Origin of the sequence: Desulfitobacterium sp. PCE1, from assembly GCF_000384015.1 — a bacterium.
Lineage (GTDB): Bacteria > Bacillota > Desulfitobacteriia > Desulfitobacteriales > Desulfitobacteriaceae > Desulfitobacterium > Desulfitobacterium dehalogenans.
The window spans coordinates 4,007,551-4,025,171 of record NZ_KB913023.1 but is presented as its reverse complement, the minus strand read 5'-3'; the positions used below and the strand labels follow the sequence as shown (position 1 = coordinate 4,025,171).

Genomic DNA, 17,621 nt, shown 5'->3' with positions numbered 1-17,621 from the left:
CGCTCAGAAAGCTGCGCGGTGCCAAACTAACGCTCAAGCTCTCCGCTCCGAAAGGTTCCCCGCTAAATCGCCTCCTGGCTCATAGCGGGTTGGAAACGTCCTGTTTCCAACCTTTCTCCGCTGCTAGCTTTTCGCGAAGTTTGGCATCCTGCTTGCTTTGAAGGCGCTCACTCTTGTAACGCAAAATCCTTGGGTTGAATCTTAAGGCGTTTAAAGTATTCTTTAATGCATCAGTGTTATGGTCATTCTTAAAAGTAGTAATCCTACCTAAGTTCTTATATCGTTTCATTCTCGAACCACGGAGACGGTTTGCCGTTCCTTGACTTGAATGGACCAATGGGTAAACACCTATTATGTGAACTCTCATGACGAAGCCCCTAGGGCTAGCTGTTAACCTTTTCCTCAGAGCTATTCCTGAGAAATCCTCAGAACCATACCCAAGGATTTTGCTTTACAGCAGAGAACGGATTTAAGCGAGCAGGTAAGCAATCTTCGTGAAAAGTCTGCAGCGGAGTCGGGTTGGAAACAGGACGTTTCCAACCGGCTATGAGGCAGGAGCCGATTTAGCCGGGCACCCGACGTAGCGGAGGACTTGAGCGATTAGATTGCTCCGCGCAGCTTATGGAGTGAACGCCGAAAGCAAAATCCTGGAGACACTATATCTATAGAAAACTACCCAAAACAAGCTCATACAACAATCTAATCTTTACCGAGGAGGCCCCCTATGACCCAGAACTTTATCAAAGTCCGCGGCGCCCGCGCCCATAACTTGAAAAATATTAATGTGGATATTCCCAGAGACCAGCTGGTGGTTGTCACCGGCTTATCCGGCTCCGGAAAATCTTCGTTGGCTTTTGACACCATTTACGCTGAAGGCCAACGCCGCTATGTTGAATCTCTGTCTGCCTATGCCCGTATGTTTCTCGGGCAAATGGACAAGCCGGATGTGGATTATATCGAAGGCCTGTCTCCGGCTATCTCCATTGACCAAAAAACAACCAACCGTAACCCCCGTTCTACAGTGGGAACGGTGACGGAGGTCTATGATTATCTTCGTCTCCTTTATGCCCGGGTCGGCCATCCCCATTGTCCACAATGCGGCAGAGAAATCAGCCAACAAACGATACAACAAATGGTGGACCAGATCATGGTCTATCCGGAACGCACCAAACTGCAAATTCTAGCTCCCTTAGTCAAAGGGAAAAAAGGTGAGCATGTCAAAGTGTTGGAGGATGCCCGCAAGGCGGGATATGTACGGGTAAGGGTGGATGGTGAAAATCGGGATTTAAGCGAAGAGATTAAATTAGAAAAAAATAAGAAACACTCCATCGAAGTTGTGGTGGACCGTATCGCTTTAAAGCCTGATAGTGCGGTCCGTCTGGCGGATTCCCTGGAAACGGCCTTGAAGCTGGGGGAAGGAAATGTCCTTGTGGACATTATTGAAAATACGGAAATCCTTTTCAGTGAAAATTTTGCCTGCCCGGACTGCGGTATAGCCCTTGAAGAGATTTCTCCCCGTCTTTTTTCCTTTAACAGCCCTTATGGAGCCTGCTCTGATTGTACAGGCTTAGGGGCGAATCTGGAAGTGGATATAGACTTGATCATTCCCAATAAGAAGCTGAGTCTCGGCGAAGGAGCCATCGTGCCCTGGGCCAAATCCCAATCCAGCTACTATCCGGCCATGATGGCTGCGGTCAGTGAAGCCCTCGGTTTTACCATGGATACTCCCTTGGAAGAACTCTCTGAGGAGCAATGGAAGGGCCTGCTTTACGGAATTGAAAAGCCCATAAAATACACTTTTATGAGTTTCTTTGACGATAAGCCCAAAGCCCATACAGGACCTTTTGAGGGGCTTATTCCCTTTTTTGAGCGGCGCTACAAGGAGTCCACTTCCGATTATGTCAGAACTGAAATCGAAAACTTTATGAGCGAGCATGACTGCCCTTCCTGCAAAGGAAAGCGCCTCAAGCCGGAGGCTTTAGCGGTGACTGTAGGAGAACTATCCATCGATGATTATACCCGCTTGCCGATTACGGAAGCTTTGGAGTTTATCAGGCAATTGCGGCTTAGTGAAAAAGAACAGACCATCGCCCGGCAAATTCTCAAAGAGGTTCGGGAACGCCTGGGATTCTTAGTCAATGTAGGACTGGATTATCTTACCTTGCATCGGGCGGCGGGAACACTCTCCGGCGGAGAAGCCCAGCGGATTCGGCTGGCTACTCAGATTGGTTCCAGTTTGACCGGAGTTCTCTATGTTCTGGATGAGCCCAGCATCGGCTTGCACCAGAGGGATAATGAAAAGCTCCTGGCGGCCTTAAAGCATCTGAGAGATTTGGGCAATACTTTGCTGGTGGTTGAGCATGATGAGGATACCATGCTGACTGCGGATCATATCATCGATATCGGCCCGGGAGCAGGAGCCCATGGAGGGCGGATTATTGCCGAAGGAAAGATCGAGGAGATCAAAGCCAATGCTGAGTCCATCACCGGGCAATATTTGAACGGCACCCGGAGAATTCCTGTTCCTGCGGAAAGGAGAAAGCTCAACGGTAAGTGGCTGGAGGTTAAGGGAGCCCGGGAAAATAATCTGAAGAACATCAGCGTCCGCATTCCCCTTGGCGTTTTCAATGTGGTCACAGGCGTATCGGGTTCGGGAAAAAGCACCTTGGTCAATGAGATCGTTTATAAGACCTTGGCCACCAAGCTTAACAAAGCAACCAAGCTGCGTGCCGGACTCCATAAGGTCGTTGAAGGTTTAGAGCACTTGGATAAGGTCATAGATATTGACCAATCCCCTATTGGCAGATCTCCCCGTTCCAATCCTGCCACTTATACTGGGGTATTTGATTATATTCGTGAACTTTTCTCCCATACTCCCGAGGCCAAAATGCGTGGTTATGCTACTGGGCGCTTTAGTTTCAATGTCAAAGGCGGTCGCTGTGAAGCCTGTAAAGGGGATGGCATCATCAAGATTGAGATGCACTTCCTCCCGGATGTCTATGTTCCTTGTGAAGTCTGTCGGGGAGCCCGTTATAATCGCGAGACCTTGGAAGTAAAATATAAAGGGAAGAGCATTGCTGAAATCCTCGACATGACGGTGGATGAGGCGGTGGAATTTTTCCAGGCTGTTCCCCGAATTTTACGGAAGATGCAAACGCTGCAGGATGTGGGGCTCGGCTATATCCGGCTCGGTCAGCCGGCGACTACCCTGTCCGGTGGTGAGGCTCAGCGGATTAAGCTGGCCACTGAACTTAGTCGGCGCAGTACGGGTAAGACTATCTATATTTTGGATGAGCCTACCACAGGGTTGCATATGGCCGATGTGGATCGTTTGCTGGAAGTGCTTCATCGCCTTGTGGATGGGGGCGATACCGTCCTTGTCATTGAGCATAACCTTGATGTGATCAAGACTGCGGATTATCTCATTGACCTTGGTCCGGAAGGAGGCAGTGGCGGAGGCCAGGTGGTCATCACGGGAACCCCGGAAGAAGTTGCCGCTTGCCCAACATCCTACACCGGTAGATTCCTCAAGAAATATCTGAGCTGATCAATAACTATGAGTATGACTGTTAAAAATTGGCGGACGATTCCTCCAAATAAGTCTTAAGATATATTGAACTGCACTCCGATTGCTGGCAAATAACAATAGGAAGTGCAGTTCGGTTTTTTTGTCTTCTTTATGGTCCTATAGTAAGGTTGTAATTATGGCTTGAACGTCAGGGGTTATGCTTTAATAGGGACACGCTTAGTAAGATCACGAATGCAGCAGAGGATAAAACCGATAACTATAACGGAACCGAGGAAGGAGGCTGCCGTAGGGAGAGTGAGAGAGAGGAGCAGCGTTCCAAAGGGTAAGAAGACGCCTACAGGCATTCCCCAAAAAGAACTGTAAACCATACCGAGAAGGATACTAAGCAGGATTGTCCCCAGCCCAACCAATCCATTATAGCGGTAATAGGCTGAGCCGATCATCCACCCGACCACATAGTAAAAGTATTTTCCTAATGTGGCGAGGATAATTCCTATTAGGGAAAAACCGCTGGCCTCCAGAGGAGAAGGAACAATGAGTGTCTGGATGAGGTTAGCGATGAATACCTCTTCAACCTCCAGCTCAATGGCGGAAGAAGATTCCAGGACAAGGGACAGGTTCAAACCGTTAACAATCAAATGCTCTAAACCGGCCAACAGCAAAGTGACCAGAGTGATAGCTATAGCCAAGGCAAAAGAGCCTAAGGCTGCACCTTTAAAATAATCTTTGCGGGTTACACCATTCTGAACATAATGAGGGAGAAAAGAATAAGCAGCGATAATTCCTATAACCAGCATGTAGATTCGTGAAGAAACATGGGAAGCTACGAAAAAGCTGGTGCTGGTGATGTTGTCATCCCCTACATTGAGGGCGATGATATGCTGGATAATTTGAACAAGCACAATAATGCCGAGAAAGAAGAGAGTCCAGAGTCCCTGGGCCATAAATAAATCTGCTGCTACTTTAGGATAAACGGCTTTTTTGGTGTTCATATTATTCCTCCTCCTTGGTCAAATGTATGAACAGATCCTGAAGAGAAACGGGCCCGATCTGCAATCCTTTAGCCAGAGCGGATTGTTGCTGTCTCTCACTAAGGACCCCGTAGATCATGACTGATTTGGTATTGCCAAGTCTTTGTTCATTGAGCTTTTGCATCCCATGAATAAATTCATCCACCACTTCAGCTGGACCGGTAATAGAAGAGGCCCGGGAGATAAATTCTTCATAATTTTCTTGGAGGATGAGACTTCCCCGATCCAAGATCAGCACCTCATCAAAAAGGTAATCCATCTCCGAGACCAAGTGGGTGGAGAGGATAAAGGTACGAGGATAGTTCCCTTGATCCGCCAGCAGCTCCTGGTAAAAAACTTCCCTGGTGGGAGCGTCCATTCCCAGATAAGCTTCATCCAGAATGGTAATGGGACAGCGGCTGGCCAAGCCTATAACCACGTTAAAGACGGATTGCATTCCCCGGGAGAGACTTTTCAGAGATTTATTCATAGGCAGTTTGAAACGTCGAGTAAGATAATTGGCATAGTCCTTATCATAATGGGGGCGATAGCGCTCCACTGCTTCCAGTAATGCAGGAACCTTTTCTGATTCATCCTTATAGTCTTTCTCGTAGATAAAGCAGACTTGCTCCATCACCGATGCATTTTCGAAGGGCTCTTCCCCATTGATGAGAATTTTTCCTGAGGAAGGCTCCCGGAAGGAGGCGAGCAAGGAAAGCAAAGAAGTCTTTCCTGCACCATTGCGACCAATGAGGCCATAGATTTTACCCTCTCCTAATGTAAAAGAGATATTTTTTAAAGCAGGAAAATTTTTATACTGAAGAGATACATTTTGAACCACAACTTGAGTGCCCATAGAATCCCGTCCTTTCATCGTAGTAATCAACAGCTCTTCATCCTTCGGATAAGTTCAATTATTTCTTCTGTGGATATCCCCAGTTTACCAGCCTCTTGGAGTAAGCCTACGAGATACTCATTAATAAAGGCATCCTTACGCTTTTCCAGGAGCCGATCCCGGGCTCCCTCTGTCACAAACATGCCTAAGCCTCTTTTCTTAAACAAAATACCCTCGTCAATCAATTGATTAACCCCCTTGGATACCGTTACATGGTTGATCTTATAGAAATTGACCAGTTGATTGGTGGAAGGAGCTTGCTCGCCCTCCTTAAGCTGATTGTTAACAATTTGATCTTCAATCAATTCCCGGATTTGAATATAGATAGGTTTGTTATTATCGAATGGTTGACTCAAGGAACGACACCCCCCTTCATAGAGTAAAATAAGTGTTCAGCGCTGGATAAAACACAGACTATTATGGTTATATACTTATGTATATAACCATAATAGAAAAAACGTCCCGCGTCAAGAGGAATTGGGGAGAATTTTCAATATCTGGAGGTAATAAGAACCTGAGGTTAATAGCTTTGGAAAGGATTCCTTCTTCGGCTTGTCGAATTAACAATCGAGGAGTTGAAGTCATTTGAATATCAAACTGGTGGCCACGGATTTGGATGATACCTTATTAAGAGATGATTTAACCCTATCGGAGCGGGTCATTGAAGCTATCCGGCAAGCAAGGGAGCAAGGCGTTTATGTGACCTTTGCCACAGGAAGGATGCCCGCTTCGGCCAGACTCTATGCTGAGCAATTGGGGTTGGACGTTCCTATCATTACGTATAATGGAGCCATGATTCAGGAGGCTATAAGCCGGAAAATTCTTTACCGAAAAGTAATTCCTGTGGCCCTAGCCCGGGAAGTGATTGGCTTTTTATTGAGGGAAAAGGTGCACTTTCATATGTATCGGGAGGACAGGGTTTTTGTTCAGGAAATGAACGAATGGTCCCAGGCCTATGGGCAAAAAATCAGGGTCACTGTAGAAGAGGCTGACCTTATGACAATCCTTGAAGAAGAAAAAGAGGGCGTGGAGAAGATCATAGCCTTTGGATCCCCTGAAGAGCTGGCTGAATTGCGTCAAAAGTTATGCCGAGAATTACCAGATAGGCTTCATCTGACCTCTTCCAAACCCTATTTTTTGGAGATGAATCACCAGGAAGTCAATAAAGGAAACACCCTGCTGACTTTTGCCGAAGGGCTGGGCATCAAGCGGGAGGAGGTCATGGCGATTGGAGACAGTCTCAACGATATGGAGATGATCCGGTGTGCAGGCCTCGGAGTAGCTATGGCTAATGCTCTGCAAGAGGTAAAGGATGCAGCTGATGTAGTAACCGCTTCCAACGAAGAGGATGGCGTCGCCAAGGCTATTGAGGAGTATGTGCTATCCTAGAAAGCTTCTAATACAACCCGGTTCCATCATGCTAAAAAGCTAGGTCAAGATTAAAGTCGAAAAGAATATTAAATTTTTGTTAACTCGCCTTTTCGCGGAACAAAAGGAATGCGTTATACGTCTATTAATGTGAAGGATTCTTGCTTATTGAGAAATCTTTGACGTACAAGGGAGACAGGCAGAAGAAAAGAGGCGTATAATCATGAAAAAAGACAGCAGAGTATGGAGAAGATTCGGGCTAACATTACTTATTATAGGGGCCCTCGCTTTAGTGGGGTGCAGTTCGCTCTCCTTAGAATCCTTCAAAACGTTCAAAGGATTTCATATGGCTCAAGAGAATAAGCAAGGTACAGGAGGACAAGATAAATCTCCGGAAGAAAGCTCTCAGGGCGATGGCAACACTGCAGAAAACCCCATTTATGAAGAAAAGGATGACCTCATAAAAGAGGGTAACGAAAATTCCAACACCAATGAAGAAGGGACCGATGATCCCGTTTTTATAGAAATTCCTCCTGCGCAAAATTCTCAAGAGAGTCCGGCGAATATGTCTCCGGAACCGGCTCCTCCAGGGACCCCGGTTCGTACATTTTATGAATTATCCGGCACACCTCCCACTGCTCCGGGCTTAGCTATGAAGCATCGTGTATTTAAAGAAGAACCTTCGAAAATTGTTTATTTAACCATCGACGACGGACCCTCGGAAAATACAGCCCCTATCTTGGAAGTACTCAAGAGGGAAGGGGTTAACGCTACCTTCTTTGTTATCGGGAGCCAGGTCGAAAGATACCCTGAGTTGCTCAAAAAGGCCTATGAACAAGGCAATGCTATTGGCAATCATACTTATTCTCATAATTACAGTGAAATCTACAAAAGTCCAGAGGCATTTGTAGCTAACCTGAAAAAGAACGAAGATTTAATTTACCAACTTATTGGTGTTCGCCCCAAGGTGATCCGTACTCCGGGGGGAACCCACGGAAATTTTCATATCAGTTACTATAACGCAGTGGATGCGCTGGATTATTTAGTTTATGACTGGAATGTAAGTACAGGGGATGCATCGGCACCTCTGGTGTCTGCGGAGACTATTATTAGGAATGTCAAAGAACAAGTCCCTGGTAGAGACCGAATTATTCTTTTGATGCACGACGCTCCGGGCAAATGGACGACAGTGGATGCCTTGCCGAAGATTATTCGTTTTCTCAAGGAGCAAGGCTATGAGTTCGGAGTACTATCCCCTGAGGTTGCCCCCATTCTCTTCCCAGGAGGGTTTCACGATTAGAGTTCAGGATCAACTCAGGAAAGGGCTGTGTTAAAACTTGCTAATGGTTTTATCACAGCCCTGCGTTTGTCTGTATCATCATTAAAAAAGGCGGCCTTATCCACTTTCAGAGTAGGATAAGGTCGTTTAATTTTTATATGCTTTACATCAGCCGGTCCCGAATCACGGTGTAAATCTGAGGATCATCTCCACCGGGATACCAGATGGATATTCCTCGAATATTATACTGATTGACGATATCCACGAAGGTAGCAAAGTAAATTGCATTGATAAACCAGACTTCGTGGACTATTTCATCAGCATCAATATAGCTGAAGTGAGGACCCCCTTGGGGATCCTGAATAATCTGAGCCCCGTATTGCTGGGCTAGACGGATTGCTGCGTCATAGGTAACACCTCTCCTGGTGGTTCCCCAATCATAACCGTAAGTAGGCAAACCGGCTTCCAGTTTTGAGCTAGGGATAACGGTCACTGCATAGTCAAGGACTTCCTGAATCCAGCCGACTGGGGCAATAGAGCCGGGAGTATCCCAGCTATAATCATAGAGCATGAGGCGAACAACATCTACAATACTCCCAATCCCCAAATAATCATGGCCGGCGCTGACCGGCTCGTCGGCATAGGTCTTCGCTTGAATGGCTACGTATAGCTTTTTGTTATAGGGTACCAGAGCTGTTTTGAGCTCTCTTAGGAAAAGGACAAAGAGATCTCGATCAGTGACTGCAATATTTTCGTAATCGATCTCGATTCCGGCATAATTCATGGAAAGAACTTTATTAACGATTTGGGTAACATGGCGTTGACGGATGGTGGGGTTGTTCAATACAGTGGAGATCAGTTGTTGATCATAATTATTGGCGATTAAAGGTATAAGCTCGATCCCTCGAGAGAGTGTGAATTCAATCAATGCAGAGTCTTCGCCATTAGGATAAAGGAGCAAATCTCCTGTTGGGGTGAGTTCATACCAGAAGGGAGAAAGAGTTGTGAAAAGTTCAGCATGCTGGCGTACTACAGCCATGGCCTCCTGTTGTACCCAATAAGGAATCCAAGCTGAAAAAGTATGTCGTCTTCCGGGTCTTTTGGGTATTACGATTTGTTGGCCGATGCGCAATTGGTAGGGGTCGACACCAGGGTTGGCGGCAAAGAGCTCATCTACCGATACACCATAGATCAGTGAAAGCTTGTAAAGAGTATCGCCGGCTTTAATGGTATAAGGGACGTAGTCTGGTTGTGGAACAGGCTGGAAGAGAACATTGTAAGTAAGGGGGCCTACGATCCCATCAGGGGTCAATCCCCTGTCCCTCTGAAAGCGGATTACAGCTGCCTCTGTCTTAGCGCCAAAGGTTCCATCGATGGGTCCGGGTATGTATCCCAGCTCACTTAAACGGACCTGGACTTCGGCAACATCGTTTCCTCTGGACCCTCTACGTAAAATTCTCATCATATCACCTCTGAATACAGCGCTATACTATAAACAGTATATTCATAGTCTTAATAGAAAGGTTACAGTACATAAGATTTTCTTTAAATCTACTTTTTCAAATTTTATTTAATTGTTAAAAATTTTTATATAGAGATAGAATTGGCATAAGAATTGCAATAAAGCCGGGATAAAGCTATACTAGAGAGGGAAGGAGTCGATCCTTTTTGCGAATTTTGTTGGTCGCATTGAATGCGAAATATGTGCATACCAATTTAGCTATACGGTACTTACGTGAAAGTATTCGAGGAGAATTTCCGGATGTCGATCTTCGGGAATTTACCATTAATGAGCCGATCGAGCGGATTGAAGCCGAGATATATGAAGTCAAGGCAGATGTTATTGGTTTTTCATGTTATATCTGGAACTTAAAGGAGACCTTAGCGGTCATCCGTCAGTTAAGACCGACTTCTCCCCATACCCGAATCCTGGTAGGGGGACCGGAGGTTTCTTTCGAAGCAGAAGCCTTTTTAAGAGAAAATCCTGAAATTGATGGAGCGGTTCTAGGGGAAGGGGAGATTACCTTCCTGGAACTTATGCGGGCTTGGGAATCGGGTTCCGAACCCTCCCAAGTACAGGGGCTGGCCTGGCGATCTTCCCCACAAGAGATCGTTCTAAATCCGCCTCGTCAGCAGATAGCCATGGCTGAGCTTCCTAATCCATATAATCATAAGGAAGAGCTTCAAGGGCGTCTTGCCTATGTAGAGACGACTCGTGGCTGCCCTTTTAATTGTCAATACTGTCTTTCTTCCACCTTTCAAGGGGTTAGGTATCTCCCCGCGGAACGTTTTCGCGAGATCTTACGTCAAACCTTGCAATGCGGAGCACGGACCATTAAGTTAGTGGATCGCACTTTTAATGTGGATAAGGAGCATTCCTTTAAAATTTTGGATATTGCCCGGGAAGAAGCAGCCCATTATCCCTCGGAGGCAGGGATTCGGATCCATTGCGAGATTGCGGGGGAGTTGCTGGATGAGGATTGGCTTCATTATTTGCAAGACTATCCTAAGGATCTGGTTCAATTTGAGATCGGGGTGCAGTCCACAAATCCGGAGACCCTAGCCATCATTTGTCGCCCTCAGCATTTTGAACGCTGGGCAAAGTACGTCCGAGAGATTCGCAGTATGAGTAAAGCTCATCTGCATCTGGATCTCATTGCCGGGTTGCCTAAAGAAGGCTGGGATAGCTTCCGAGGATCCTTTAATGAAGTGTATGCCGTTCAACCAGATATGCTCCAGTTAGGCTTTTTGAAGGTGCTTAAGGGGTCGGGGCTGCGGAAGAAGAGCAAGGAATATGGGCTCGTCTTTTCCCCGGATCCTCCCTATACCGTTTTGCAGACGGATGATTTAAGCCATGATGAGCTACTCAAGCTTCACCGTCTGGAAGATATTCTTGATCGGTATTATAACTCGGGTCGCTTTGGTCATACTTTGGACTGGGCCATCGGAAGGTATTCCACGCCCTTTGATTTTTATCATGAATTTGCTGAATATTGGCATCAGCAGGGGTGGTTCAGACAGAGTTGGTCAGCTAAGGCCCTTTTTGAAAAGTTATGGGCTTTTTTCGCATATCAATCCTTTCGTTCAGACATATGCGCACCCCTAAGAGAACGGTTGAGATTGGATTATTATTTGTGGGAACGCCCCAATAGTGTTCCAGCATATCTGCTCCTTCCTGACGAGAACCTTCCGCCAAACTATCCGGAGATAAAGTACTCCTTTCAGCAGGATCCAAGATGGGCTCATATCATACCGGAGTTTCGCGGGATGGACCGCCGGCAATGGACTCGGGCAACAGCAGTGGAATATTTCCAAGAGCCACAGCCCCAATGGGTACTGTTTTTTTATCAAAACGGACGGACACAAACCTATCCCATCCGTACAGATTAATGAAGCGTTATGAAGAGAAGGATAAAGGAGAATGTCATGGTTAAGGGTTTAGTTAAACAGCTCCGATATAGAATTCCAATAATTGGGTTTTTGGTATGTGCCCTTCTCCTCACGGGCTGTGGGGAAGACCCTCAGCAAGGATTGCCGGGGGGAGCTGCTCCGGCAGTGATTGAGGTCTGGCATTCTTTGGCAGGAGCTGAGGCGGAGGCCTTGGGTAAGGAAGTCCAAAAAATTATGGACGGTCACCCCGAAGTGATTGTTCATCTAGAATATATAGAAGAAGGAGAGATAGCACATCTCGCTTATCTTGCCCAGGCCGGTGGAGAAGGGCCGGAGATATTTTTAACTACTTCTCAAGCCTTAACTGAACTCTTCCAACAAGGAGCCTTAGCCCCTGTCATAGGAAATGCGGATTCCTTTATCGGCTTAACCTCTCAGTTTAAATATGGGGAAAAGCTTTACGCTCATCCTTTAGCTACGGATGTTCCTGTTTTTTACTATCGAACGGATTTAGCCCAACTGCCCCCTACTTTAGCTGATTTTTATACAACCAAGGGAGTGCTGGCTTTAACCGCTCTTGATGCTAAGAATTTGGCTCCCTGGTGGTTAGCTCAAGGAGGAAAATTAGCCGGCAATGGGCAGCCTGTCCTTCAAGAACCGGCCAATTTGATTTTTCTCCAACAGCTTTTGGCTTGGAAAGAAGAGAAATTATTGGTGGTTGACCCTAATGCCTGGGACCTATTCCTCAATGCTCAGGCTGCTTATACTATCGCTAATGCAAGCCGAGCTCAAGGATTGACCGAGGCTATACCCTGGGGAAGTGTGCCTTTACATCAGCTGACAGCCGGACAAGGGGAACTGTTAGCGGTAAGAACCCTCGGTATCGCTAACTCATCGATCAAATCTTCGGAGAGTTTAAGCCCTTTAATCCGTTTAGTAGAAGAAGAGTTGCTATCTTCAGATTCACAATGGGCTATTGCCAAGGCGGGTAAACGTTTTCCGGCCAGCAGTTCGTTCTATAGTCGCGAAGAAGCTCAGTCGGGAATTCTCCGCCAAGTGGGGTTGAGCTTGGCTCAAGTCTGGTCCTTGCCGGGAAATGCCTTGGAAGGGAAGCTTATTCCTATTCAAGACAAGGCATGGCAAAAGGCTTGGACTGGAGTTAATCCGGAGGAGGCTTTGGCAGAAGCTCAAGCGGAGGCTAGAAAGGCACTTGAGGCAAAATAGAGAAGGGGGAGTGGCTATGCCGTCAAAGCATGTTCGATTGCTTGTCATTACAGGGCTTTCGGGAGCGGGTAAAACCCAAGCGCTTCAAAGTCTTGAGGATCAGGGGTATTTTTGTGTGGATAATCTGCCCCCATCCTTGATTTTGAAATTTGCCGAGCTTTGTACTCAGTCCCAAGGGAAAGTGACTCGTGCGGCTATCGTCTGCGACTTGCGCGGCGGTGAGTTTTTCTCCTCATTGGCGGAAGCCTTAGGGGATTTGCATGCCGAAGGATTTCAATACGAGATCCTTTTCTTAGAAGCCTCGGATGAAGTTCTGGTAGGACGATATAAGGAATCCCGGCGTAGACATCCACTGTCTCCCGGCGGAGGAATTTTGGAAGGAATTCAAATGGAGCGGCAAATGTTGACCGATCTCCGCGGGGTAGCTCACAAGATTATCGATACCTCCAATCTGTCTTCCCAGCAGCTGCGCCATCAGGTAGCTGAGATTTTTGGAAGTGAGCAAACTTCAGGGCATTTAGCAGTCTCCGTAGTTTCCTTTGGTTTTAAGTATGGCATTCCCTTGGATGTAGATTTACTGATTGATGTGCGCTTTTTACCCAACCCCTTCTATGTCAGTGAACTGCGGCCTCTTACCGGGGAGCATCCTCAAGTAAAAGATTATATTTTCAGCAACCCTGTTGCCCAAGAGTTTGTGGATAAATATCTGGGTCTCTTAGAGTTTATCCTTCCCTATTATGTAAAGGAAGGCAAGCGGCACCTGGTCATTGGGGTAGGCTGTACAGGGGGACAGCACCGATCGGTTGCTATTGCGGAACGAATTGGTGTTTTTCTTCAGGAACGTCATTATACGATGAGTGTTAAACACCGGGATGCTGCCCGAAATCGGAAGGGTGATAAATTAAAATGAAGTTTAAACTGGTCAAATCACTCCCCAGATCCCTCAAATGGCTTTATCCCAACTTAGGTGTTAAACGCTGGTTTTTGCTGGCGGTTCTCGGAGTATTCCTCTTTGCGGCGGGTTTTTCCGTCATGAATGATGGCATCGCCTTGGGTTACTTGGAATTGCAATTCCGGGAAGGAATTTATCGTATGACGGGAAGTGCGCCCCGTACGGCTGTTCCTATGGGGGTGTTCATCAGCGCTTTAGGAGCGGGGGCTATGGCTGTGGGTTTTAAACGGATGCTTCGTTCCATTATATCCGTGTTATTGCCTGATGAAGAAGCCCGGATTGTGGATGTCATGTATTCACGGCAGCATTTACGACGTGGCCCGAAAATCGTCGTCATTGGCGGAGGAACAGGTTTATCGACATTGCTTCGAGGGCTGAAGAATTATACTCGCAATCTGACGGCCATTGTTACTGTGGCAGATGATGGAGGGAGTTCAGGAAAGCTTCGCAGTGAAATGGGTATTCTCCCACCGGGGGATATCCGTAATTGCCTGGTTGCCTTATCGGATACAGAGAATATTATGGAGAAATTATTTTCCTATCGCTTTGATACGGGAACCTTGAAAGGACATAGTTTAGGGAATCTGTTTTTAGCGGGGATGGCGGATACTTTTGGGGATTTCAAAAAAGGCATCGAGCATGTCGGTGAGATTTTTGCACTGCGGGGCAGTGTTTACCCGTCGACCATGGAGCAAGTGGTTTTAGGAGCGGAGTTAGCTGATGGGACCTCTGTCAAGGGGGAGACTCAGGTCAGAGATACTCAAGGCCGTATCCAACGAGTCTATCTGGAACCGGAGGATTGTGAACCCATTCCGGAAGCTTTAAGAGCTCTGGAAGAAGCGGATCTGATTGTTTTAGGACCGGGCAGTCTTTATACCAGTGTTCTCCCCAATCTCCTGGTGAAAGGACTCAAAGAAAAGATTCAGGAAGTGGATGTTCCCTGCATCTATGTCTGCAATATTATGACTGAGCCGGGGGAGACGGATCAATTCCAGGTCTCGGACCATCTCCAATCCCTTATTGATCACTGCGGAGCAGGGTTTGTGGATGTGGTGGTGGCCAATAAACAAGAAATACCCCAGGATCTGCTGGAACGCTATGCGGAAGAGGGCTCCTATCCGGTACGAGGGAATGCGGAAAGTGTGGAGTGGTTGGGAGCAAAGTACGTGGAAGCGGACCTTTTACAAGAAGGTGATACCGTACGCCACCACCCGGACCGCTTAGCGCGGATCCTTATTCGGTTGCTTTTTAGCTTAAAACCTATGGGAGAGCGTATTGCTTTAGTGGATTCCTATTTGTTGAATCACAAGCTAAGAGAAGAGTCCTAAAGTACTGGTAAAGGAAGTGGGAGAATGTCCTTTAGTGCCGAAACCAAGGATGAGTTGGCTCGGATCGAGGAAAGGAAAAAATGCTGCAATCTTGCAGAATTAGCTGCCTTAGTGCGGATGGATGGGACGTTGCAGATTTCCAATAACTCTTATGCCTTGAATGTTATCACTGAAAGTGCTCCGGTGGCGCGTAAAGTGTATCGCTTGGCCAAAACTTTATTGGAATTACCCGTGGACATCATGGTACGGAGGAAACTGCGCCTGAAAAAGAATAACTCCTACATGGTAAAAATCTATCCCCGGGCTTTAGCTGATTTTCAACAGTTGGGACTTATGGATGAAGAGGGAGAAATATTACCGGGTATCCCTAATTTTTTAATAAAAAAGAAATGCGATAAAATAGCATACTTGCGAGGGGCATTTTTGGCGGGAGGATCCATCAATAATCCCGAAGGAACTTATCATCTGGAGATTATCACCAATGATCCTCTTCATGCTGACGCATTAAGCAAGCTTCTTAATAAATTTAATTTGGGAGCCAAGGTAAGTATGCGTAAGAATTGGCATGTGGTCTATATTAAAGAGAGTGAACATATTGTTGAATTTCTTGGCTTTATCGGCGCCCACCGGGCCCTTTTGGAATTCGAGAATGTTCGTGTTCTCAAGGACGTGCGCAATCAAGTCAATCGCTTGGTAAACTGTGAAACAGCTAACCTCAATAAGACCGTGGACGCGGCTGTACGGCAAGTAGAGAATATCCAAAAAGTAGCCAATACTATCGGTTTACAAGCCTTGCCGGAACCGTTACGAGAAATTGCCGGGCTGCGGCTGGAATATCCCGATGCCAGCTTGAAGGAGTTAGGCGAGATGTTGGTTCCTAAGGTCGGTAAATCGGGGGTCAATCACCGGATGCGTAAGATCGACGAGCTTGCAGAAAAGTTGGATGAACAAAGCAGACAGGTCAAGAAAGGAGGATGAATGTGCGCATAGGATATGGCTTGAACCTGGAACAAACGCAGAAACTAATCATGACACCAGAGTTGCGCCAAGCGATTGCAGTCCTGCAGTTATCAGCAATAGAACTCTCCGGTTATGTAGAGCAGCAGATGCTGGAAAACCCTCTGCTCGATGTGATTGAAGATTCAGCAGATAAAAGCATGGACAATACCCAGGAAAGTCCTTCAACTCAGGAGAAAGACGAGAGTGCTGATGAGAGTACTTGGGATATGAACTGGGAAGAGTATTTTCAGCATCAGGAAGAACGAATTAGCAGGGAGTATGACCCCGATGCTGGACAGAGCAACCGATTTGAGCCTTTTTTAGCGGCAGCTCCTTCTCTTCAAGAGCATTTGCTTGAACAGATTCATATACAAAAGGTTCCCGTGTCCCCGGATTTACTTGAATACATTATTGGAAACTTAGATGATAATGGCTATTTACCTCTTTCTTTAGAGGAGATAGCTGGACAGCTGCGGCTTCCTCTTGAGGAAGTAGAAAAAGGTTTGGCAGTTATCCAAAGTCTGGACCCTTTGGGAGTTGGGGCAAGGAGTTTGGAAGAATGCCTGCGCTTGCAGCTCCCCATGCTGGAAGAATACCCTCCGGAGATGCCTGAGTTTCTTAAGTACCTGGAGGATTTAGCCGCCGGTCGTTTACAAAGGATTGCTAACCAACTTAAGATTACCCCAAGTCAAGTTCAAGACATGGCGGATTTAATTCGTACCCTGGATCCTAAACCCGGTCGGCGTTTTGCGGGTTCTGGTGAAGTTCGGTATATCCTTCCCGATGTCGTGATTGAAGAGGTTGAGGGTGAATATATTATCCTGGTCAATGATGTGACTGTGCCCCGTCTGGGAATTAATCAGGCCTATCGTAAAGCATTAAGTCAGAATAATGAATCGGAGATTCGCAAATTTGTCGAGCAAAAACTCAATGCGGCAGCATGGTTGATTCGCAGTATCGAGCAAAGGCGACTCACTCTATATAAGGTTGCGGACGCTATTGTAAGACGTCAAGAAGAGTTTTTGAGGCGAGGAATTCGCTATTTAAAGCCTCTCAATCTCAAAGACATTGCGGAAGAGATCGGGGTCCACGAGTCAACGGTCAGTCGGGCTACATCCAATAAATACGTACAGACCCCTCGGGGAATCTTCGAATTTAAGTTCTTTTTTGCCACAGGTTTAGGTAGCGAACAAGGGATTACCACGGAAGGAATTAAACAAACCTTGAAAGGTATCATCGCTGCTGAGGATCCCAAGAGCCCATACTCTGATCAGAAACTCTCAGAGATCCTTAAAGGAAAGAATATGGAGATTTCACGACGAACCGTCGCGAAATACCGTGATGAACTGGGTATCCCTTCAACAACTCTACGGAAACGCTATTAGCGAATAATGATCAGCTGAATAATTACAATCTGATAGTGAATGCCCTTAAAATTTGGGATCAAGGTATAGTCTAAAGAGTAGAAACTTCCTTCGAGCGGTATACTAAGATGATAGAAAGTGCTAAACTAAGACAGATTGGATTGGCATAAAATTGCCAATGGCTATGATTCATTACTCAAAATTTACATAGATAGTAATGCTTAACTTACTGAACACATAAGCTTTCATAGCAAAGACCCAGAGATGATTAAGCTAATGAGGA

At 46.4% G+C, this 17,621-nt stretch carries 13 protein-coding genes; 9 read left to right on the top strand and 4 right to left on the bottom strand.

The window, feature by feature from the left end:
* Positions 1-724 precede the first annotated feature (724 nt).
* A complete protein-coding gene (gene uvrA / locus DESPCE1_RS0119830) occupies positions 725-3,547 on the top strand; it encodes an excinuclease ABC subunit UvrA (protein ID WP_019851470.1) in 2,823 nt (940 codons plus the stop codon).
* A 176-nt stretch (positions 3,548-3,723) separates the two neighbouring features.
* On the opposite strand, the gene DESPCE1_RS0119825 is transcribed toward uvrA, so the two are convergent.
* From DESPCE1_RS0119825 to DESPCE1_RS0119815, 3 genes are read right to left on the bottom strand one after another with little or no spacing between them, the layout of a single operon-like run.
* Positions 3,724-4,521, bottom strand: a complete 798-nt coding sequence (locus tag DESPCE1_RS0119825; protein WP_014795779.1) for a hypothetical protein — start codon at positions 4,519-4,521, stop codon at positions 3,724-3,726.
* Position 4,522: 1 nt separating this feature from the next.
* Positions 4,523-5,395, bottom strand: a complete 873-nt coding sequence (locus tag DESPCE1_RS0119820; protein WP_028305644.1) for an ABC transporter ATP-binding protein — start codon at positions 5,393-5,395, stop codon at positions 4,523-4,525.
* Between the two features lie 26 nt (positions 5,396-5,421).
* A complete protein-coding gene (locus DESPCE1_RS0119815) occupies positions 5,422-5,790 on the bottom strand; it encodes a GntR family transcriptional regulator (RefSeq protein WP_014795777.1) in 369 nt (122 codons plus the stop codon).
* Positions 5,791-6,019: 229 nt separating this feature from the next.
* On the opposite strand from DESPCE1_RS0119815, the gene DESPCE1_RS0119810 reads away from it, so the two are divergent.
* Positions 6,020-6,823 (top strand): Cof-type HAD-IIB family hydrolase, encoded by an 804-nt coding sequence (locus tag DESPCE1_RS0119810; protein ID WP_019851468.1) that lies wholly within the window; start codon positions 6,020-6,022, stop codon positions 6,821-6,823.
* A 202-nt stretch (positions 6,824-7,025) separates the two neighbouring features.
* Complete coding sequence (locus DESPCE1_RS0119805) at positions 7,026-8,102, top strand: polysaccharide deacetylase family protein (RefSeq protein ID WP_014795774.1); 1,077 nt, start codon at positions 7,026-7,028, stop codon at positions 8,100-8,102.
* Positions 8,103-8,244: 142 nt separating this feature from the next.
* Here the strand turns inward: DESPCE1_RS0119805 and DESPCE1_RS0119800 are convergent, their stop codons facing one another.
* Entirely contained in the window at positions 8,245-9,543 is a 1,299-nt protein-coding gene (locus DESPCE1_RS0119800; protein ID WP_014795773.1) for a glycosyl hydrolase family 18 protein, read from the bottom strand.
* A 206-nt stretch (positions 9,544-9,749) separates the two neighbouring features.
* Here DESPCE1_RS0119800 and DESPCE1_RS0119795 point away from each other — a divergent pair, with 206 nt between their 5' ends.
* Genes DESPCE1_RS0119795 through rpoN form a run of 6 tightly spaced genes read left to right on the top strand, consistent with a single transcriptional unit; the run spans position 9,750 to position 17,359 of the window.
* Entirely contained in the window at positions 9,750-11,471 is a 1,722-nt protein-coding gene (locus DESPCE1_RS0119795) for a B12-binding domain-containing radical SAM protein (RefSeq protein WP_019851467.1), read from the top strand.
* A 36-nt stretch (positions 11,472-11,507) separates the two neighbouring features.
* On the top strand, positions 11,508-12,695 hold the full coding sequence (locus DESPCE1_RS0119790) for an extracellular solute-binding protein (RefSeq protein WP_019851466.1): 1,188 nt from the start codon (positions 11,508-11,510) through the stop codon (positions 12,693-12,695).
* 16 nt (positions 12,696-12,711) lie between these two features.
* Positions 12,712-13,605 (top strand): RNase adapter RapZ, encoded by an 894-nt coding sequence (gene rapZ / locus DESPCE1_RS0119785; protein ID WP_014795770.1) that lies wholly within the window; start codon positions 12,712-12,714, stop codon positions 13,603-13,605.
* Positions 13,602-14,975, top strand: coding sequence for a gluconeogenesis factor YvcK family protein (gene yvcK, locus DESPCE1_RS0119780; RefSeq protein ID WP_019851465.1), 1,374 nt, complete (start codon positions 13,602-13,604; stop codon positions 14,973-14,975). Before rapZ ends, yvcK begins: the two co-directional genes overlap by 4 nt.
* Positions 14,976-14,999: 24 nt before the next feature.
* Positions 15,000-15,953, top strand: coding sequence for a DNA-binding protein WhiA (gene whiA, locus DESPCE1_RS0119775; RefSeq protein WP_019851464.1), 954 nt, complete (start codon positions 15,000-15,002; stop codon positions 15,951-15,953).
* A gap of 2 nt (positions 15,954-15,955) precedes the next feature.
* Positions 15,956-17,359: an RNA polymerase factor sigma-54 gene (gene rpoN, locus DESPCE1_RS0119770; RefSeq protein ID WP_014795767.1), complete on the top strand. Its 1,404-nt coding sequence runs from the start codon at positions 15,956-15,958 to the stop codon at positions 17,357-17,359.
* Positions 17,360-17,621: the final 262 nt, after the last annotated feature.

Excerpts from the sequence above, each read along its gene's own strand:
- uvrA (WP_019851470.1), top strand. The coding sequence starts at position 725 with ATGACCCAGAACTTTATCAAAGTCCGCGGCGCCCGCGCCCATAACTTG.
- DESPCE1_RS0119825 (WP_014795779.1), bottom strand. The coding sequence starts at position 4,521 with ATGAACACCAAAAAAGCCGTTTATCCTAAAGTAGCAGCAGATTTATTT.
- DESPCE1_RS0119820 (WP_028305644.1), bottom strand. The coding sequence starts at position 5,395 with ATGGGCACTCAAGTTGTGGTTCAAAATGTATCTCTTCAGTATAAAAAT.
- DESPCE1_RS0119805 (WP_014795774.1), top strand. The coding sequence starts at position 7,026 with ATGAAAAAAGACAGCAGAGTATGGAGAAGATTCGGGCTAACATTACTT.
- DESPCE1_RS0119800 (WP_014795773.1), bottom strand. The coding sequence starts at position 9,543 with ATGAGAATTTTACGTAGAGGGTCCAGAGGAAACGATGTTGCCGAAGTC.
- DESPCE1_RS0119790 (WP_019851466.1), top strand. The coding sequence starts at position 11,508 with ATGGTTAAGGGTTTAGTTAAACAGCTCCGATATAGAATTCCAATAATT.
- rapZ (WP_014795770.1), top strand. The coding sequence starts at position 12,712 with ATGCCGTCAAAGCATGTTCGATTGCTTGTCATTACAGGGCTTTCGGGA.
- yvcK (WP_019851465.1), top strand. The coding sequence starts at position 13,602 with ATGAAGTTTAAACTGGTCAAATCACTCCCCAGATCCCTCAAATGGCTT.
- whiA (WP_019851464.1), top strand. The coding sequence starts at position 15,000 with ATGTCCTTTAGTGCCGAAACCAAGGATGAGTTGGCTCGGATCGAGGAA.